This is a genomic window from Arthrobacter antioxidans (genome assembly GCF_023100725.1).
Taxonomy (GTDB): Bacteria; Actinomycetota; Actinomycetes; order Actinomycetales; family Micrococcaceae; genus Arthrobacter_D; species Arthrobacter_D antioxidans.
The window spans coordinates 2,962,070-2,981,805 of sequence record NZ_CP095501.1 but is presented as its reverse complement, the minus strand read 5'-3'; the positions used below and the strand labels follow the sequence as shown (position 1 = coordinate 2,981,805).

The following is a 19,736-nucleotide window of genomic DNA, read 5'->3' as shown; positions in this document are numbered from 1 at the left end:
AAAGCCCCGTGCATCTGCGCGGGGCGTTTTTTATGGGAGTTGGAAAGCCGGCGCATATTCCCCCGGAAGGAGGGTTATGGCAACGCCAACAAAGGTTTCCGCAGTGGATGAGATCGCCACCGATTTCAAGGAATCCACCGCCGCTGTCCTGACCGAATACCGCGGGCTCACTGTTGCTCAGCTGAAGAACCTGCGTCGTGCCCTCGGCACCGACAACAAGTTCTCCGTCGTCAAGAACACCCTGACCGGCATCGCGGCGAAGGAAGCAGGCATCGACGCATTCGATGGCCAGCTCTCCGGACCCACCGCGATCGCCTTCATCAAGGGCGACGCCGTTGCTGCGGCCAAGAGCCTCACGGATTTCGCGAAAGCCAACCCGAAGCTCGTCATCAAGACGGGAATCTTCGAGGGCAAGGCACTCAATGCCTCCGAGGTCATCGCCCTGGCGGCCCTCGAGTCCCGTGAACTCCAGCTCGCCCGGGTGGCAGGTGTCCTCAAGGCACCGATGTCCTCCCTGGCACGCACCGTCGATGCCCTGCGCATCAAGCTCGAGGAGGGAAGCGACGCTGCACCTGCAGCCGACGCCGACGCTCCCGCTGCATCCGAGGAAGCCGCTGCTCCCGCAGAAGCTCCCGCGGAGGCTCCCGTCGAGGAAGTCGCAGCACCCGAAGCGAACTAGTTTCCCTTCGCCCCACACATTCCGGTGCACCGCACCACTAAAGGAAGGACGCCTCCCATGGCGAAACTGACCAACGAAGAGCTCATCGAGGCCTTCAAGGAACTGTCCATCATTGAACTCTCGGACTTCGTGAAGCTGTTCGAGGAGACCTTCGATGTCACCGCTGCTGCTGTTGCAGTCGCCGGCCCCGCCGGTGGCGGCGCCGAAGCAGTCGAAGAGGAGCAGACCGCGTTCGACGTCGTCCTCGAGGCTGCAGGCGACAAGAAGATCGCAGTGATCAAGGAAGTCCGCGCGCTCACCTCGCTGGGCCTGAAGGAAGCCAAGGACGTCGTCGACAGCGCGCCCAAGGCCGTCCTCGAAGGCGCCACCAAGGAAGCAGCAGAGAAGGCCAAGGAGGCCCTCGAGGCCGCCGGCGCCACCGTTACCCTCAAGTAACACCTCCGGCCGGCACGTGCCGGCCGACTGCACCACGGAAAAGCCCCGCTTCTCGCGAAGCGGGGCTTTTCTCGTCTGACCGGATCCGGGACGCGTCAGCGCCAGAGGAGGAGGGCCTCGCCCTGGCCACCGCCGCCGCAGAGGCTCACGGCCGACTTCCCGGTGCCGCGGCGGGCGAGCTCCATGGCCGCGTGCAGGGCCAGCCGGGCGCCCGAGGCCCCGATGGGGTGGCCGAGGGCGATCGCCCCGCCATGGATGTTGCACTGCTCGAGCGGGTACTCGAGGTCCTTGAGCGACTGCACGGCCACCGAGCCGAACGCCTCGTTGATCTCGATGAAGTCGAGATCGGCCGCGGACCAGCCCGCGCGGTCGAGGGCCTGGCTGATGGCGGCCGAGGGCTGGGAATGGAGCGAGTTGTCGGGCCCCGCCACCTGGCCGGGACGGCCGACGACGGCGAGCACCGTGAGCCCGAGTTCTTCGGCGTAGGCGCGGGTGGTGACGACGAGCGCGGCCGCGCCGTCGGACAGCGGGGAGGAGTTGCCGGCCGTGATCGCGCCGTCCGGGTTGAACGCCGGCCGCAGCTTCGCGAGCGACTCCACGCTCGTCGTCGGGCGGATGCCCTCGTCGGCCGTGAGGACGACGTCGTCGCCCTTGCGCTGCCTGACCGTCACCGGGACGATCTCCTCCGCGAGGACCCCGCTGTCCGTCGCGGCAGCGGCGCGCCGGTGCGAGGCCGCGGCGACCGCGTCCTGGGCCGTGCGGTCGATCTCGAGCCGCACGTTGCCGCGTTCGGTCGAGGCGCCCATCGACTCGTCGTCGAACGCATCGGTCAGCCCGTCATGGGCCACGGAGTCGAGGGCCTGGAGGGATCCGTAGGTCCAGCCCTGGCGGGAGCCCGGGAGCAGATGCGGGCCGCGCGTCATGGACTCCTGCCCGCCGGCGACGACGACGCGCGCCTCGCCGCTGCGGATCAGTCGGGCGGCGTCGATCACGGCTGTGAGGCCGGAGAGGCACACCTTGTTGAGGGTGACCGCCGGGACGTTCCAGGGGATACCCGCCTTGACGGCCGACTGCCGGGCGGGGTTCTGGCCACATCCGGACTGCACCACGTGGCCCATGATGACGGCGTCCACGGCGGAGGGATCCACCCCCGCCCGCTCCAGCGCTCCCGCGATGGCCAGGGCGCCGAGCTCGACGGCGGTGAAGGAGGCGAGCTGTCCGTTGAGGCGCCCGAGGGGTGTGCGGGCTCCGCCGACGAGCACGACGTCGTCGGGGGTTGGCGTGGGTGTCGCCATGGCGAAACTCTCTTTCGTCGTTGAAATGGTGCCGCTACCAGATTAGGGCCTGGCCCCGCCGCCCCCGACCGACCCGGGTCAGTCGCGTCGGTGCGGCCCCGGTCCGTCCGCGCCCTGCGGGTAGAGCAGGGGCAGCTGCAGGGTCAGCCAGGGGCTGAACGCCCACGGGGTGGCCGTGACCGCACGCACCAGGCCCCGAGCGTCCACCCACTGGTAGTCCATGACCTCCTCGGGCAGGGGGGCCACCTCGCTGTCGGCGACGGCGGTGTAGACGGGGCAGATCTCGTTCTCCACGATCCCGCCGGCATCCACGGCCCGGTAGCGGAAGTCGGGCAGCGCGGCCCGGACGTCCCGGACGGTGAAGCCGAGTTCCTGGGCGGCGCGCCGGTGCACCGCGTCCTCGAAGTCCTCGCCCGGGGCGGGGTGCCCGCAGAAGGAGTTGGTCCACACACCGGGCCAGGCCTTCTTGCCGAGTGCACGCCGCGTCACGAGGATGCGCCCCTCGGCGTCGAACACGTGCGTGGAGAAGGCCAGGTGGAGCGGCGTGTCGAGGGTGTGGACGGTCGCCTTCTCCTGCGTACCGAGCGGCGTGCCGTCCTCGGCGAGCAGCACGACGAGCTCGGCGTCCCGATGCGTGCCGCCGCCTCCGGCCGCCCCCTGCTGGATGGTTCCTGTCTCGCTCGCCATGGTGGCTCTCTTTTCGCTGGTTGTCCGCGCGTCCCGTCGGGCCCGGCGTCGCCGCGTGCCCGGCCCGCCGTCGTCCGCCCCCGTGTGTCGTCAAGGGCGCACTTTCCGTTGTTTACTTTACCTATGGACATGGACACTCTGCTGGTCGAGCCCGTCGGGCTGGAACAGGTCGAGGATGCCCTCGGGCGGTTCTTCGAGGAGTCCAAGATCCGCGCCGCGAAGATCGGTCCCGGCTACCACGCCCTGTGGGAGACCCTGGAGCGGTGCACCGCGGGCGGCAAGCGCTTCCGGCCCCGCCTGGTGATGTCCGCCTACCAGATGCTCGGCGGTCGGGACCTCGACAGCGCGGCCGAGCTCGGGGCGGCGTTCGAACTCCTCCACACGGCCCTGATCGTGCACGACGACGTGATCGACCGCGATTTCGTCCGTCGGGGCATCCCGAACGTGTCAGGCCGCTACCGCAGTATGGCCGAGGCTGCGGGACTGTCCCCGGACGGAGCGCGCCACGTCGGCCTCTCCGCGGGGGTCATCGCCGGCGACCTCGCCCTGTCCAACGCCTACCGCCTGCTCGACCGCGTCTCCGCCGCGCCCGCCACGCGACGCCGGCTGGGCGGCATCCTCGACGAAGCGGTGTTCGCCTCCGCGGCCGGGGAGTTCCTCGACGTCGAGACCTCCCTCAGCGCCGATGTGCCCCCGCTCGAGGACATCGTCCAGATGGCACGCCTCAAGACCTCGGTGTACTCCTTCGAGGGACCGCTCCAGGCCGGCGCCGTCCTCGCGGGCGCCGAGGAGGAAGTGGTTGAACGGCTCGGTGACTTCGGGCGCGACGCCGGGATCGCCTACCAGATCGCCGACGACCTCCTCGGTGTCTTCGGCAGCGAGACCCGCACCGGGAAGACGAACTGGGGGGACCTGCGCGAGGGCAAGCGCACGGCGCTGCTGTCCTACGTGTCCGCACGCCCCGAATGGGAGAGCATCTCCTCGCTCGTCGGGAGCCCCGGCATGTCGGCGTCGGACGCCGACTTCGTCCGGCGGATCCTCGTCGACAGCGGGGCGAAGGACTACTCCGCCGATCTCGCCGCCCAGTACGCCTCGCGGGCCCGCACGCACCTCGACTCCGCCGCTGTGCCGACCGCCCTGCGGTCCGCGCTCGAACCGGTCGTGACGGCCGTCGTGGACAGGGTGCACTGAGTGGGTGTCGACGATTCGCTCGCGCGCTACACCGATGCCGCGCTGAAGACCTCCGCCGAGGTCATCCGCTGCTACTCGACGTCCTTCGGCCTGGCCTCGCGGATCCTCGACCGCTCCACGCGCAGCTCCATCGAAGCCGTGTACGCCCTCGTGCGCGTGGCGGACGAGATCGTCGACGGCGCCGCTGCCGGGGCCGGTCTCTCCGATGCGGACGTGGAGCGCCTGCTCGACGACCTCGAGCGGGACACCGAGACGGCGATGGCCACGGGTTACAGCGCCAACCTCGTGGTGCACGCCTTCGCGGTCACCGCGAGGAGCACCGGGATCGGCGTCGAGCTCACCCGGCCCTTCTTCGCCTCGATGCGCGCCGACATCACCCAGCACGAACACACCCAGGAGTCCTTCGACCTGTACGTGTACGGCTCGGCGGAGGTCGTGGGGCTCATGTGCCTGAAGGCGTTCCTGGTGGGCCGGCCCGTCACGCCCGAGGAGGACGCCGTGCTGGTGGACGGCGCGCGGCACCTGGGCGCGGCCTTCCAGAAGATCAACTTCCTGCGCGACCTCGCCGAGGACTTCACGACCCTCGGGCGCAGCTACTTCCCCGGCGTCCGGCCCGGCAACTTCACGGAGGCGGACAAGAACCGCCTCCTGGACGACATCGACGAGGACCTGCGGATCTCGGCCGCCGCGCTCCCGGGGCTGCCCCCGACGCCGCGCCGCGCCGTCGCCCTCGCCCAGGGCCTGTTCACCGATCTCGCGGTGCGCCTCCGGCGCACCCCCGCCGAGGAACTCCTGCGGGCACGGATCCGGGTTCCCAACCCGGTGAAGTTCCGCATCATGGCGCAAGCCTTCACCGGTCGCGCGGTACCGGAACCTGCCGCGCAGGAGAGGACGGCATGACCGCACAGCAGAGCAGGCGCGCACGCGTGGGGGCCAAGGACGTCGTGGTGATCGGAGCCGGGATCGGGGGACTGGCGACGTCGGCCCTCCTGGCGCGGGAAGGCCACCGCGTCACCCTCCTGGAGAAGCGGGACGAGGTCGGCGGCCGGGCGGGCTCCTGGGAGCAGGACGGCTTCCGCTTCGACACCGGCCCGTCCTGGTACCTGATGCCCGAGGTGATCGACCACTTCTTCAAGCTGATGGGCACGAGCGCCGCCGAGCAGCTCGAGCTGGTGAAGCTCGATCCCGGCTATCGCGTCATCTTCGAGGAGGGTTTCGACACCGTCGACGTCCCCGCCGACCGCGAGGCCGTCACCAAGCTCTTCGAGTCCCTGGAGGAGGGGGCCGGCGAGCAGCTCTCCCGGTACCTGGACTCCGCCGAGGACGCCTACGAGATCGCCAAGAAGCGCTTCCTCTACTCGACGTTCCAGTCCTTCCTCCCGTTCCTCCGGCCGGACGTCCTGACGAGGCTGCCCCGCATCGGCCTGCTCCTCCTGCAGCCGCTGCAGTCGTTCGTCGAGAAGCGGTTCAAGGATCCCCGCATCCAGCAGATCCTGGGGTACCCGGCCGTGTTCCTCGGCAGCTCGCCCTTCGACGCCCCGAGCATGTACCACCTGATGAGCCACCTCGACCTCGACGACGGCGTGCTGTACCCGACGGGCGGCTTCACGACGCTCATCGACGCGATGCGCCGCGTCGCGGAGGCCGCGGGCGTCGAGATCCGCACCGGCGCCGACGTCGTCTCGATCGACACGGACGCGCGCACGCCCGGCCGGTCGCCGCTGGACCGTCAGGCCGCGACGGTACGGGCGGTCACCTACCGCACGGCAGGCACGACGACGTCGGTCGCCGCCGACATCGTCGTCTCGGCAGCGGACCTCCACCACACCGAGACCACCCTCCTGCCGGCGGATCTCCAGACCTACCCCGAGAAGTACTGGCAGAAGCGCGTCCCCGGACCGAGTGCGCTGCTGCTGTACCTGGGTGTGCGCGGCACCCTCCCGCAGCTGGAACACCACACGCTGCTGTTCAGCACGGACTGGCGGGACAACTTCGGGCGGATCTTCGGCAAGGAGACCTCGGTGCCCTCCCCGGCGTCGCTCTATGTCTGCCGTCCCAGCGCCACGGACGACTCCGTCGCCCCCGAGGGCCACGAGAACGTGTTCGTGCTCGTGCCCATCCCGGCGGACGTGGGGATCGGCAAGGGCGGGCTGGAGCGCGGGGGAGACCAGCGGGTCGAGGACCTCGCCGACGCCGTCATCGGCCAGATCTCCGAATGGGCCGGCATCCCCGATCTGGCCGAGCGCGTCGTCGTCCGGCGCAGCTACGGTCCGCAGGACTTCGCGGACGACCTCAACGCCTGGCGCGGGACGTCCCTCGGGCCGGCGCACATCCTGAAGCAGAGTGCGTTCTTCCGCGGCTCGAACCGCAGCGCCAGGGTGGAGAACCTCTTCTACGCGGGCAGCTCCACCGTGCCGGGCATCGGGATCCCGATGTGCATGATCAGCGCTGAACTGATCGTGAAGCGGCTGCGCGGCGACGTCAGCACGGGGCCCCTGCCGGAGCCCGCCGCCGGGTAGCGGTCCAGCCGGGGGACGGAGGCCTCCCCGCGCACGCCTCCCCGCGCACGCCTCCACGACAGCATCCCCACTCCATCCCCACCCCATCGCGACTCCATCCCCACTCCATCCCCACAGTGGGCGCGGCGGGCTTGACGGAGAAGGGGGACAGGAGCTATTGGACTTTCCCCTGCCCTTCCCGTAACGTAGGTCTTTGCGTCTTCCCTCTAACCTCAGCCTTCATATAGCGGTGGGCTTTGCTCTGCTCTCGTCGTTTAACCTGGCCACATGGTTGGGACGGATGTGGGCAGACTCGGGTGAGCACTGAGATCCCCGCAGCATCCTGCGGTGGCGGTGCAGAGGCGAAAGCGCTGACAAGCCTTACGGTCTGTGGAAGGATCCCTCTTGGTCGCCCCGAGCACCTCTAATAATGCAACCGCTACCAGCCAGGTCGACGCCGACGGCGCCGCACCCCGGCTCTCATTCGCAAAGATTCACGAACCGCTTGACGTTCCCAATCTCCTCGCACTCCAGACGGACAGTTTCGACTGGCTCGTCGGCAACGAGCGCTGGAAGGCCCGCGTAGAGGAAGCGCTGGAGAAGGGGCTGCAGGGCTTCGCCACCACGTCCGGCCTCGCGGACATCTTCGAGGAGATCTCTCCGATCGAGGACTTCCAGGGCACCATGTCCCTGAGCTTCTCCGAGCCCGAGTTCGCCGACCCCAAGTACACGATGGCCGAGTGCAAGGATCGCGACGCGACCTACTCCGCCCCGCTGTACGTCAAGGCCGAGTTCATGAACAACAACACGGGCGAGATCAAGCAGCAGACCGTGTTCATGGGTGATTTCCCCCTCATGACCGACAAGGGCACCTTCGTCATCAACGGCACCGAGCGTGTCGTCGTGTCGCAGCTCGTCCGTTCACCGGGCGCCTACTTCGAGCGCACCGCGGACAAGACCAGCGACAAGGACATCTTCAGCGCGAAGATCATCCCGTCGCGTGGCGCCTGGTTCGAGCTCGAGATCGACAAGCGCGACCAGGTCGGCGTCCGCCTCGACCGCAAGCGCAAGCAGTCCGTCACCGTGCTCCTCAAGGCGCTCGGCTGGACCGAGGGCCAGATCCTCGAGGAGTTCGGCCAGTACGACTCCATCCGCGCCACCATGGAGAAGGACGCCACGGAGACCCGCGAGGACGCCCTCCTGGACATCTACCGCAAGCTGCGCCCGGGGGAGCCCCCCACGGTCGAGGCTGCCCAGACCCTCCTGGACAACCTGTACTTCAACCCCAAGCGCTACGACCTCGCCAAGGTCGGCCGGTACAAGATCAACCGCAAGCTCGGCATCGACAAGGACCTCACGGATTCCGACGCATCGGTGCTGAACATCGACGACATCGTCGCGATGATCAAGTTCCTGGTCGCGCTGCACGCCGGCGAGAAGACCCTCGGCGGCAAGCGTGACGGCGGCGACGTCGAGCTGCGCGTCGAGGTCGACGACATCGACCACTTCGGCAACCGTCGCATCCGTGCGGTGGGCGAGCTCATCGAGAACCAGGTCCGTACGGGCCTGTCCCGCATGGAGCGCGTCGTCCGTGAGCGGATGACCACGCAGGACGTCGAGGCGATCACGCCGCAGACCCTGATCAACATCCGCCCCGTCGTCGCCGCGATCAAGGAGTTCTTCGGAACCTCCCAGCTCTCGCAGTTCATGGACCAGAACAACCCCCTCGCCGGACTGACGCACAAGCGCCGCCTGTCCGCACTGGGCCCCGGTGGTCTGTCCCGTGACCGCGCAGGCATGGAAGTCCGAGACGTCCACCCCTCGCACTACGGACGCATGTGCCCCATCGAGACCCCTGAAGGCCCGAACATCGGCCTCATCGGTTCGCTCGCCTCGTACGGCCGGATCAACGCGTTCGGCTTCATCGAGACCCCGTACCGCAAGGTCGTCGACGGCATCGTCACCGACCAGATCGACTACCTGACCGCGGACGACGAGGTGGAGCGCCTCATCGCCCAGGCGAACGCCCCCCTCGCCGCGGACAACACGTTCGTCGAGGACATGGTCCTCGTGCGGACCCGCGGTGGTTCCGGCGAGCCCGTGCTCGTCGTGCCGGGCGAGGTCGAGTACATGGACGTCTCCCCGCGCCAGATGGTGTCCGTCGCGACCGCGATGATCCCGTTCCTGGAGCACGACGACGCCAACCGCGCCCTCATGGGTGCGAACATGCAGCGCCAGGCCGTGCCCCTGCTCCGTTCCGAGCGTCCCCTCGTGGGCACCGGCATGGAGAAGAACGCCGCCGTCGACGCCGGTGACGCGGTCACCGCGACGAAGGCCGGCGTCGTCAAGGAGGTGTCGGCGGACCTCGTCAGCATCCTCAACGACGACGGCACCGAGACGAACTACCCGATCATGAAGTTCGCCCGCTCCAACCAGGGCAACGCGTACAACCAGCGCGTCCTGGTCGCCGAGGGTGACCGCGTCGAGTACAACACGATCATCGCCGACGGTCCCTCCACGGACCAGGGCGAGCTCGCGCTCGGCAAGAACATGCTCGTCGCGTTCATGTCCTGGGAGGGTCACAACTTCGAGGACGCGATCATCCTGTCGCAGCGCATCGTCTCCGACGACGTCCTGACGTCCATCCACATCGAGGAGCACGAAGTCGATGCCCGCGACACCAAGCTCGGTGCCGAGGAGATCACGCGTGACATCCCCAACGTCTCCGAAGAGGTCCTCGGAGCCCTCGACGAGCGCGGCATCATCCACATCGGTGCCGAGGTCGAGGCCGGAGACATCCTCGTGGGCCGTGTCACCCCCAAGGGCGAGACGGAACTGACCCCCGAGGAGCGCCTGCTCCGCGCGATCTTCGGTGAGAAGAGCCGCGAAGTCCGCGACACCTCGCTGAAGGTCCCCCACGGCGAGTCCGGAACGGTCATCGGCGTGCGCATCTTCGACCGCGACAACGACGACGAGCTGCCCCCGGGCGTCAACCAGCTGGTCCGCGTGTACGTGGCCCAGAAGCGCAAGATCACCGACGGCGACAAGCTCGCAGGCCGCCACGGCAACAAGGGCGTCATCTCCAAGATCCTCCCGATCGAGGACATGCCGTTCCTGGAGGACGGCACGCCCGTCGATATCGTCCTGAACCCGCTGGGTGTCCCGGGCCGCATGAACGTGGGACAGGTCCTCGAGATCCACCTCGGCTGGGCAGCCAAGCAGGGCTGGAAGATCGAGGGCGAGCCCGAGTGGCTGAAGAACCTCCCGAACCTTCCCCGGGAGATCTCCACGACCACCGTCGCGACCCCCGTGTTCGACGGCGCCACCGAGGACGAGATCGTGGGCCTGCTCGGCTCCACGAACGTCACCCGTGACGGACAGCGCCTCATCGGCGAGTCCGGCAAGGCGCGACTGTTCGACGGCCGCTCCGGCGAGCCGTTCCCGGACCCGATCTCGGTCGGCTACATGTACATCCTGAAGCTCCACCACCTGGTGGACGACAAGATCCACGCGCGCTCCACCGGCCCGTACTCGATGATCACGCAGCAGCCGCTGGGTGGTAAGGCACAGTTCGGCGGCCAGCGCTTCGGTGAGATGGAAGTCTGGGCCCTCGAGGCCTACGGCGCGGCGTACACGCTGCAGGAACTCCTGACCATCAAGTCGGACGACATCCACGGACGCGTCAAGGTGTACGAGGCCATCGTCAAGGGCGAGAACATCCCCGAGCCGGGAGTTCCCGAGTCCTTCAAGGTCCTGATCAAGGAAATGCAGTCGCTCTGCCTGAACGTGGAAGTCCTCTCCACCGACGGCACGACGATCGAGATGCGTGACTCGGATGAAGAAGTCTTCCGGGCCGCGGAGGAACTGGGCATCGACCTCTCACGGGCCGAGCCGAGTTCTGTCGAAGAGGTTTAGGCGACATCCGGATCTTGCCCGGTCCGGCGCCTGGAGGAAGGCGGCCTTAATATTTCGGAGGCCGCCCGCGGCCGAGGAAATTTCGTTGCCGCCGTTCCAGGCGCCGGGCCGGGCACCCGGGCACCAGCCGGCACCTCATCGCCGCACCCCATAAGACTTCAAGAATTTAGAGAACAAAGAGAGAACAGGGACCCTATGTCCAGCGAATCCTCCTTCGGCCTCATGCGAATCGGACTTGCCACCGCGGACGAAATCCGCGGCTGGTCCTACGGCGAGGTCAAGAAGCCGGAAACCATCAACTACCGCACGCTCAAGCCCGAGAAGGACGGCCTCTTCTGCGAGAAGATCTTCGGCCCTTCCCGCGACTGGGAGTGCTACTGCGGCAAGTACAAGCGCGTGCGCTTCAAGGGCATCATCTGTGAGCGCTGCGGCGTCGAGGTGACGCGTGCCAAGGTGCGCCGTGAGCGCATGGGACACATCGAGCTCGCCGCTCCCGTCACGCACATCTGGTACTTCAAGGGCGTGCCCTCGCGTCTGGGCTACCTCCTCGACCTGGCCCCGAAGGACCTCGAGAAGGTCATCTACTTCGCCGCCTACATGATCACCTCGGTCGACGAGGAGAACCGTCACGCCGAACTGCCGAACCTCCAGGCCGAGCACGACCTCGAGAAGAAGCAGATGACGGACCAGCGCGACTCCGACATCGCCGCGATCGCCAAGGACCTCGAGGACGAGCTCGCCCGCCTCGAAGGCGAGGGCGCCAAGGCTGCCGACAAGAAGAAGGCCCGCGACTCGGCCGACCGCCAGATGGCGAACGTCCGCAAGCGCGCCGACGCCGACATCGAGCGCCTTGTCCAGGTCTGGGAGCGTTTCAAGACCCTGAAGGTCGCCGACCTCGAGGGTGACGAAGGCCTGTACCGCGAGCTGCGCGACCGCTACGGCCTGTACTTCGAGGGCTCCATGGGCGCCGAGGCCATCAAGAAGCGCCTCGAGAACTTCGACATGCCGGCCGAGGCCGAGATGCTGCGCGACATCATCCAGAACGGCAAGGGACAGCGCAAGACGCGCGCCCTGAAGCGCCTGAAAGTGGTCAACGCGTTCCTGACGACGACGAACAGCCCGCTGGGCATGGTCCTCGACGCCGTCCCGGTGATCCCGCCGGAACTGCGCCCGATGGTCCAGCTCGACGGCGGCCGTTTCGCGACGTCCGACCTCAACGACCTGTACCGCCGCGTCATCAACCGCAACAACCGCCTGAAGCGCCTGCTGGACCTCGGGGCTCCCGAGATCATCGTGAACAACGAGAAGCGCATGCTCCAGGAAGCCGTCGACTCCCTGTTCGACAACGGTCGTCGCGGCCGTCCGGTCACCGGACCGGGCAACCGCCCCCTGAAGTCCCTCTCGGACATGCTCAAGGGCAAGCAGGGTCGTTTCCGCCAGAACCTCCTCGGCAAGCGCGTCGACTACTCGGGCCGTTCGGTCATCGTCGTCGGCCCGCAGCTGAAGCTGCACCAGTGTGGTCTGCCCAAGCAGATGGCCCTGGAGCTCTTCAAGCCGTTCGTGATGAAGCGCCTGGTGGACCTCAACCACGCGCAGAACATCAAGAGTGCCAAGCGCATGGTCGAGCGGTACCGCCCCCAGGTCTGGGACGTCCTCGAAGAGATCATCACCGAGCACCCCGTGCTGCTGAACCGTGCACCCACCCTGCACCGGCTCGGCATCCAGGCGTTCGAGCCGCAACTCGTCGAAGGCAAGGCGCTCCAGCTGCACCCGCTGGTCTGCGGTGCGTTCAACGCGGACTTCGACGGCGACCAGATGGCAGTCCACCTGCCGCTGAGCCCCGAGGCCCAGGCCGAGGCGCGCATCCTGATGCTCTCCTCGAACAACATCCTGAAGCCGTCCGACGGCCGTCCGGTCACCCTGCCCTCGCAGGACATGATCATCGGTCTGCACCACCTCACCACCAAGCGTGAGGGAAGCGCCGGCGAAGGCCGCGTCTTCACGAGCATGGCCGAGGCCGTCATGGCGTTCGACATGGGTTCGCTCCACCTCAACTCGGTGGTCCGCATCCGCGTCGACAACTTCGTGCCCAGCGCCGACATCGCCGCTCCCGAGGGCTGGGAGCCCGGCACGCCGGCCCTGATCGAGACGTCCCTCGGCCAGGTCCTGTTCAACGAGACGCTCCCCCTGGACTACCCCTGGGTGGAGAAGGTCGCCGACAAGGGCCAGCTCTCGACGATCGTCAACGATCTCGCCGAGCGGTACCCGAAGGTGGTCACGGCGGCGACGCTGGACAACCTGAAGGACGCCGGTTTCTACTGGGCCACCCGCTCGGGCGTCACCGTCGCCATCTCGGACATCTCCGCGCCGATCAACAAGGCCGGCATCATGGAGGGCTACGAGACGCAGGCCGCCAAGGTCCAGTCGCAGTTCGACAAGGGCCTCATCGCCGACGAGGAGCGCCGCCAGGAGCTCATCGACATCTGGAACAAGGCCACCAACGAGGTTGCCGCGTCCATGCGTGCCGCCATGCCGAAGGACAACACCATCAACCGCATGGTGTCCTCCGGTGCACGAGGCAACTGGCTGCAGGTCCGCCAGATCGCGGGTATCCGTGGCCTCGTGGCCAACCCCAAGGGCGAGATCATCCCGCGTCCGATCAAGTCCTCGTACCGCGAGGGCCTGTCGGTCCTGGAGTACTTCATCGCCACGCACGGTGCCCGTAAGGGCCTCGCCGACACCGCCCTGCGTACCGCCAACTCGGGGTACCTGACGCGTCGCCTCGTCGACGTGTCGCAGGACGTCATCGTCCGCGAGGACGACTGCGGCACCGAGCGCGGGCTCAAGGTCACCATCGCCGTACCGAACGCCGACGGCGAACTGGTGCTGCACGAGGAGGTCGAGAACTCGGCGTACGCACGTACGCTGGCCACCGACGTCGTCGACTCCAAGGGCAAGGTGCTCGCTGCCGCGGGCTCCGACGTCGGAGACGTCGTCATCGGTGAACTGTTCGAGGCCGGTATCTCCGACATCAAGGTCCGCTCCGTACTCACCTGTGAGTCCAGTGTCGGCACCTGTGCCCTCTGCTACGGCCGTTCGCTCGCGACCGGCAAGACCGTGGACATCGGAGAGGCCGTCGGCATCATCGCCGCGCAGTCGATCGGTGAGCCCGGCACGCAGCTGACGATGCGCACCTTCCACACCGGCGGTGTGGCGTCGGCGGAGGACATCACCCAGGGTCTGCCCCGTATCCAGGAGCTCTTCGAGGCGCGTACCCCCAAGGGTGTCGCCCCGATCTCCGAGGTCGCCGGGCGGGTCACCATCGAGGATGCCGAGAAGCAGCTTCGCCTGGTGGTCACCCCCGACGACGGTTCCGAGGAGATCGCGTACCCGGTCCTGCGCCGTGCACGCCTCCTGGTGACCGACGGCGAGCACGTCGAGGTCGGGCAGCAGCTCGTCTTCGGTGCGGTCGACCCGAAGCAGATCCTCCGGATCCTCGGCCCCCGCAAGGCCCAGGAGTTCCTGGTGGACGAGGTCCAGCGCGTGTACCGCAGCCAGGGTGTGGGCATCCACGACAAGCACGTCGAGGTCATCGTCCGCCAGATGCTGCGCCGCGTCACCGTGATCGAGTCCGGCGAGTCGGACCTGCTCCCCGGTGAGCTGGCCGAGCGTCGCCGCTTCGAGGACGAGAACCGTCGCGTGGTGTCCGAGGGCAAGAAGCCGGCCTCAGGCCGTCCCGAGCTCATGGGTATCACCAAGGCGTCGCTCGCCACCGAGTCGTGGCTGTCGGCCGCTTCCTTCCAGGAGACCACGCGTGTCCTCACGCAGGCCGCCATGGAAGGCAAGAGCGATCCGCTGCTCGGCCTCAAGGAGAACGTCATCATCGGTAAGCTCATCCCGGCCGGTACCGGCCTGGACCGTTACACGAAGGTCACGGTCGAGCCCACCGAGGAGGCGAAGGCGAACCTCTTCACCGGTCCGAGCGCGTTCAGCGACTTCGACTACGCCGGTGTCGAGGGCGGCCTGAGCCCCGAGTTCCACGCGATCCCGCTGGACGACTACGACATGGGCAACAGCGACTTCCGCTGAGTCGAACCGCCCTGAGGAAGGCCCCGGACCCTGCGGTCCGGGGCCTTCCCGCGTCTGCGGAGCACCACCCCTACCACGCGGCGGAGGCCCTCCCGTCCAGGGGCGCGCGTGATCTCTGGTAGACTTAGGACCAATTGTTTGTGTGGCAGTGGATCGGCGTTGAGAAACGTATCTCCGTGTTGTACGTAAGTTGTACAGCGAATGCCACATTTTCGCACGCCTACAGTCGTTCTGCGGCAGCATATCCGTCGGTGGTGCGCCAAACGACCGATCATCCCGACCTCTGGACGGTGCGGCCCGAAAGGCCGCCGCAACCGCTGGGTAGGGCGTCACAGATCTCATCTTCAGACATTACGGAGAACACGAAAGTGCCTACGATTAACCAGCTGGTCCGTAAGGGCCGGACACCTAAGGTCTCCAAGACCAAGGCGCCCGCACTGAAGGGCAGCCCCATGAAGCGCGGCGTCTGCACCCGCGTCTACACCACCACTCCGAAGAAGCCGAACTCGGCTCTCCGCAAGGTCGCCCGCGTGCGCCTCAACGGTGGCATCGAAGTCACCGCCTACATCCCCGGTGTCGGTCACAACCTTCAGGAACACTCCATCGTGCTCGTGCGCGGCGGTCGTGTGAAGGACCTCCCGGGTGTCCGCTACAAGATCGTCCGTGGCGCACTGGACACCCAGGGCGTGAAGAACCGCAAGCAGGCTCGCAGCCGCTACGGCGCGAAGATGGAGAAGAAGTAATATGCCTCGTAAGGGCCCGGCCCCGAAGCGGCCGCTCGTTGTAGATCCCGTCTACGGTTCACCCCTGGTCACCCAGCTGATCAACAAGGTGCTCGTCGACGGCAAGAAGTCCACCGCAGAGCGCATCGTGTACGGCGCACTCGAGGGTGCTCGTGCGAAGTCCGGCGGCGACCCCGTCGCAGCGCTGAAGAAGGCCATGGACAACGTCAAGCCGACCCTCGAGGTCCGCTCACGCCGTGTCGGTGGCGCCACCTACCAGGTCCCCGTCGAGGTCAAGCCCGGTCGTTCGACCGCCCTGGCCCTCCGCTGGCTCGTGGGCTACTCCAAGGCCCGCCGCGAGAAGACGATGACCGAGCGCCTGCAGAACGAGATCCTGGATGCGTCCAACGGTCTCGGAGCAGCAGTCAAGCGCCGCGAGGACACGCACAAGATGGCCGAGTCGAACAAGGCCTTCGCACACTACCGCTGGTAGAAGCTCTGCCGGCCGGATCCACACCCCGTCAGGGGCGGACCGGCCGGCGGCCTAGCAGAACTCCATTTTCGTATTAAGGGAGACACCGTGGCACAGGACGTGCTTACCGACCTCAACAAGGTCCGCAACATCGGCATCATGGCCCACATCGATGCCGGCAAGACCACTACTACCGAGCGCATCCTGTTCTACACGGGTGTCAACCACAAGATCGGTGAGACGCACGACGGCGCCTCCACCACTGACTGGATGGAACAGGAGAAGGAGCGCGGCATCACCATCACGTCCGCCGCTGTCACCTGCTTCTGGGAGAACAACCAGATCAACATCATCGACACCCCCGGGCACGTCGACTTCACCGTCGAGGTGGAGCGCTCCCTGCGCGTCCTCGACGGCGCCGTCGCAGTGTTCGACGGCAAGGAGGGCGTCGAGCCCCAGTCGGAGACCGTCTGGCGCCAGGCCGACAAGTACGAAGTGCCCCGCATCTGCTTCGTCAACAAGATGGACAAGCTGGGCGCCGACTTCTACTTCACGGTCGACACAATCATCAGCCGCCTGGGCGCCAAGCCCCTCGTGCTGCAGCTCCCCATCGGTGCCGAGAACGACTTCATCGGCGTCGTCGACCTGCTCTACATGCGTGCCCTCGTCTGGCCCGGCGACTCCAAGGGTGATGTCACCATGGGTGCGAAGTACGAGATCCAGGAGATCCCGGCCGACCTCAAGGAGAAGGCCGAGGAGTACCGCGCGGCCCTCGTCGAGACCGTCGCCGAGTCCTCCGACGAACTCATGAACAAGTACCTCGAAGGCGAAGAGATCTCCGTCGACGAGCTCAAGGCCGGCATCCGCAAGATGACGATCAACTCCGAGCTCTACCCGATCCTCTGCGGCTCCGCGTTCAAGAACCGCGGCGTGCAGCCGATGCTCGACGCCGTCATCGACTACCTGCCCTCGCCCCTCGACGTCCCCCCGATGATCGGTCACGATCCCCGGAACGAAGAGGTCGAGCTGACGCGCAAGCCGAGCACCGAGGAGCCCTTCTCGGCCCTCGCGTTCAAGGTCGCGACGCACCCGTTCTTCGGCCAGCTGACGTTCATCCGCGTGTACTCCGGGCATGTGACGGCCGGTACCCAGCTGGTGAATTCCACGAAGAGCAAGAAGGAGCGCATCGGGAAGCTGTTCCAGATGCACGCCAACAAGGAGATCCCCGTCGAGGAAGCCTCGGCAGGACACATCTACGCCGCGATCGGCCTGAAGGACACCACCACCGGTGACACCCTCTCCGACTCGGCGAACCAGATCGTGCTCGAGTCCATGAGCTTCCCGGCACCCGTGATCTCCGTGGCCATCGAGCCCAAGACCAAGGGTGACCAGGAGAAGCTGTCCACGGCCATCCAGAAGCTCTCCGCCGAGGACCCCACGTTCCAGGTCTCCCTGAACGAGGACACCGGACAGACGATCATCGCCGGCATGGGCGAGCTCCACCTGGACATCCTGGTGGACCGCATGCGCCGCGAGTTCCGCGTCGAGGCGAACGTGGGCAAGCCCCAGGTCGCCTACCGCGAGACCATCCGCAGCAAGGTCGCCAAGCACGACTACACCCACAAGAAGCAGACGGGTGGCTCCGGCCAGTTCGCGAAGATCCAGATCGCGATCGAGCCGATGGAGGTCGAGGAGGGCGTCCTGTACGCCTTCGACAACAAGGTGACCGGTGGCCGCGTGCCCCGCGAGTACATCCCGAGTGTCGACGCCGGCATCCAGGATGCGCTGAACGACGGCGTGCTCGCCGGTTACCCGGTGGTCGGCATCAAGGCGACCCTGCTCGACGGCGCGTACCACGACGTCGACTCCTCGGAGATGGCGTTCAAGATCGCCGGGCGGATGGCTTTCAAGGAAGCCGCACGCATGGCCAAGCCCGTGCTGCTCGAGCCCCTGATGGAGGTGGAGGTCCGCACCCCCGAGGAATACATGGGCGAAGTGATCGGTGACCTCAACTCCCGTCGCGGCCAGATGCAGTCCATGGAGGACGCCAGCGGCGTCAAGGTCATCACGGCCCATGTGCCCCTCTCGGGCATGTTCGGCTACATCGGTGACCTCCGGTCGAAGACCCAGGGCCGCGCCGTGTACTCCATGAAGTTCGACAGCTACTCCGAGGTCCCGAAGGCAGTCGCCGACGAGATTATCCAGAAGACGCGCGGCGAGTAGCCCCCTCCCGGCAACGGGATCCCCGGGGGAGCGGAGGCGGCACGGCCCCCGGGCCGGCCGCCCCGCCCCCTCTGCCGCCGGACCGGCTGGTCCGGCGGTGCAGAGCAATTTCATCAAAACCAAAAGCCCCCAGTAGACTTGCATGAGTTTCAGTCGCGACAAGCGTGGCTGGGAAGCAATTCTTCTCAAACGTTCTAGGAGGAACCCGTGGCGAAGGCAAAGTTCGAGCGGACTAAGCCGCACGTTAACATCGGCACCATTGGTCACGTTGACCATGGAAAGACCACGTTGACGGCTGCCATTTCCAAGGTGCTGTACGACAAGTACCCCACTCTCAACGAGCAGCGTGACTTCGCGTCGATCGACTCGGCTCCCGAGGAGAAGCAGCGCGGCATCACGATCAACATCTCGCACGTCGAGTACCAGACCGAGAAGCGCCACTACGCACACGTAGACGCCCCCGGTCACGCCGACTACATCAAGAACATGATCACCGGTGCGGCCCAGATGGACGGGGCTATCCTCGTCGTCGCAGCCACCGATGGTCCGATGGCCCAGACCCGCGAGCACGTTCTGCTCGCCCGCCAGGTCGGTGTCCCCTACCTGCTGGTCGCGCTGAACAAGTCCGACATGGTCGACGACGAAGAGCTTCTCGACCTCGTCGAGATGGAGGTTCGTGAGCTGCTCAGCTCGCAGGGCTTCGACGGCGACGAGGCTCCTGTAGTCCGCGTCTCCGGCCTCAAGGCCCTCGAAGGCGACCCCGAGTGGGTCAAGTCCGTCGAGGACCTCATGGAAGCTGTCGACAACAACGTCCCGGACCCCATCCGCGACAAGGACAAGCCGTTCCTCATGCCCGTCGAGGACGTCTTCACGATCACCGGTCGTGGAACCGTCGTCACGGGTCGCGCCGAGCGCGGCACCCTCGCCATCAACTCCGAGGTCGAGATCGTCGGTATCCGTCCGGTCCAGAAGACCACGGTCACCGGTATCGAGATGTTCCACAAGCAGCTCGACGAGGCCTGGGCCGGCGAGAACTGTGGTCTGCTGCTCCGCGGCATCAAGCGCGAAGACGTAGAGCGTGGACAGGTCATCGTGAAGCCGGGTTCGATCACCCCTCACACCGACTTCGAGGCCAACGTCTACATCCTGGCCAAGGACGAGGGCGGGCGTCACAACCCGTTCTACTCGAACTACCGCCCGCAGTTCTACTTCCGCACCACGGACGTGACCGGCGTCATCACCCTCCCCGAGGGCACCGAGATGGTCATGCCCGGCGACAACACCGAGATGACCGTTGCGCTCATCCAGCCCATCGCCATGGAGGACGGCCTCGGCTTCGCGATCCGCGAAGGCGGCCGCACCGTCGGCTCGGGACGTGTCACCAAGATCCTGAAGTAGTCCTTCGGATCGTCCGGCATTGCCGGAACACTGAGGAACCCCTGCCGTCCGCGGCAGGGGTTCCTTCGTTAATGACCCCCGACCGGAGCGCGGTCGGTTCTCCACAGGGGTGTCCTCCGGCCCGTCGGTCAC

13 protein-coding genes are annotated in these 19,736 nt (G+C 66.9%); 11 read left to right on the top strand and 2 right to left on the bottom strand.

From position 1 onward, the window contains the following. Positions 1-76: 76 nt before the first annotated feature. Both rplJ and rplL read left to right on the top strand, forming a co-directional pair. The gene (rplJ, locus tag MWM45_RS13755; protein ID WP_247826923.1) at positions 77-679 is read left to right on the top strand and encodes a 50S ribosomal protein L10; all 603 of its coding nucleotides are present in this window, start codon (positions 77-79) and stop codon (positions 677-679) included. A 57-nt stretch (positions 680-736) separates the two neighbouring features. After that, positions 737-1,114 carry a 50S ribosomal protein L7/L12 gene (rplL, locus tag MWM45_RS13750; protein WP_043440582.1) on the top strand — a complete coding sequence of 126 codons (378 nt, stop codon included), beginning with the start codon at positions 737-739 and terminating at the stop codon, positions 1,112-1,114. 95 nt (positions 1,115-1,209) lie between these two features. Here the strand turns inward: rplL and MWM45_RS13745 are convergent, their stop codons facing one another. Beyond that, the gene (locus MWM45_RS13745) at positions 1,210-2,409 is read right to left on the bottom strand and encodes an acetyl-CoA C-acetyltransferase (RefSeq protein ID WP_247826922.1); all 1,200 of its coding nucleotides are present in this window, start codon (positions 2,407-2,409) and stop codon (positions 1,210-1,212) included. A gap of 78 nt (positions 2,410-2,487) precedes the next feature. Further along, entirely contained in the window at positions 2,488-3,096 is a 609-nt protein-coding gene (gene idi / locus MWM45_RS13740; RefSeq protein WP_247826921.1) for an isopentenyl-diphosphate Delta-isomerase, read from the bottom strand. 123 nt (positions 3,097-3,219) lie between these two features. Here idi and MWM45_RS13735 point away from each other — a divergent pair, with 123 nt between their 5' ends. From MWM45_RS13735 to tuf, 9 genes are all read left to right on the top strand, one after another. After that, positions 3,220-4,287, top strand: a complete 1,068-nt coding sequence (locus tag MWM45_RS13735; protein WP_247826920.1) for a polyprenyl synthetase family protein — start codon at positions 3,220-3,222, stop codon at positions 4,285-4,287. Continuing rightward, the gene (locus MWM45_RS13730) at positions 4,288-5,187 is read left to right on the top strand and encodes a phytoene/squalene synthase family protein (RefSeq protein WP_247826919.1); all 900 of its coding nucleotides are present in this window, start codon (positions 4,288-4,290) and stop codon (positions 5,185-5,187) included. Beyond that, the gene (locus MWM45_RS13725; RefSeq protein ID WP_247826918.1) at positions 5,184-6,806 is read left to right on the top strand and encodes a phytoene desaturase; all 1,623 of its coding nucleotides are present in this window, start codon (positions 5,184-5,186) and stop codon (positions 6,804-6,806) included. Before MWM45_RS13730 ends, MWM45_RS13725 begins: the two co-directional genes overlap by 4 nt. Positions 6,807-7,190: 384 nt before the next feature. Further along, positions 7,191-10,700: a DNA-directed RNA polymerase subunit beta gene (rpoB, locus tag MWM45_RS13720; protein WP_247826917.1), complete on the top strand. Its 3,510-nt coding sequence runs from the start codon at positions 7,191-7,193 to the stop codon at positions 10,698-10,700. A gap of 195 nt (positions 10,701-10,895) precedes the next feature. Next, positions 10,896-14,789: a DNA-directed RNA polymerase subunit beta' gene (locus MWM45_RS13715; RefSeq protein WP_247826916.1), complete on the top strand. Its 3,894-nt coding sequence runs from the start codon at positions 10,896-10,898 to the stop codon at positions 14,787-14,789. Between the two features lie 368 nt (positions 14,790-15,157). Then, positions 15,158-15,532, top strand: a complete 375-nt coding sequence (gene rpsL / locus MWM45_RS13710) for a 30S ribosomal protein S12 (RefSeq protein ID WP_043440593.1) — start codon at positions 15,158-15,160, stop codon at positions 15,530-15,532. Position 15,533: 1 nt separating this feature from the next. Further along, entirely contained in the window at positions 15,534-16,004 is a 471-nt protein-coding gene (rpsG, locus tag MWM45_RS13705; RefSeq protein WP_043440595.1) for a 30S ribosomal protein S7, read from the top strand. Positions 16,005-16,091: 87 nt separating this feature from the next. After that, positions 16,092-18,206: an elongation factor G gene (gene fusA, locus MWM45_RS13700; RefSeq protein WP_043440598.1), complete on the top strand. Its 2,115-nt coding sequence runs from the start codon at positions 16,092-16,094 to the stop codon at positions 18,204-18,206. A gap of 207 nt (positions 18,207-18,413) precedes the next feature. Then, positions 18,414-19,604, top strand: coding sequence for an elongation factor Tu (gene tuf, locus MWM45_RS13695; RefSeq protein ID WP_043440601.1), 1,191 nt, complete (start codon positions 18,414-18,416; stop codon positions 19,602-19,604). The last annotated feature ends 132 nt before the right edge of the window (positions 19,605-19,736 follow it).

Excerpts from the sequence above, each read along its gene's own strand:
- rplJ (WP_247826923.1), top strand. The coding sequence starts at position 77 with ATGGCAACGCCAACAAAGGTTTCCGCAGTGGATGAGATCGCCACCGAT.
- rplL (WP_043440582.1), top strand. The coding sequence starts at position 737 with ATGGCGAAACTGACCAACGAAGAGCTCATCGAGGCCTTCAAGGAACTG.
- MWM45_RS13745 (WP_247826922.1), bottom strand. The coding sequence starts at position 2,409 with ATGGCGACACCCACGCCAACCCCCGACGACGTCGTGCTCGTCGGCGGA.
- idi (WP_247826921.1), bottom strand. The coding sequence starts at position 3,096 with ATGGCGAGCGAGACAGGAACCATCCAGCAGGGGGCGGCCGGAGGCGGC.
- MWM45_RS13735 (WP_247826920.1), top strand. The coding sequence starts at position 3,220 with ATGGACATGGACACTCTGCTGGTCGAGCCCGTCGGGCTGGAACAGGTC.
- MWM45_RS13725 (WP_247826918.1), top strand. The coding sequence starts at position 5,184 with ATGACCGCACAGCAGAGCAGGCGCGCACGCGTGGGGGCCAAGGACGTC.
- MWM45_RS13715 (WP_247826916.1), top strand. The coding sequence starts at position 10,896 with ATGTCCAGCGAATCCTCCTTCGGCCTCATGCGAATCGGACTTGCCACC.
- rpsG (WP_043440595.1), top strand. The coding sequence starts at position 15,534 with ATGCCTCGTAAGGGCCCGGCCCCGAAGCGGCCGCTCGTTGTAGATCCC.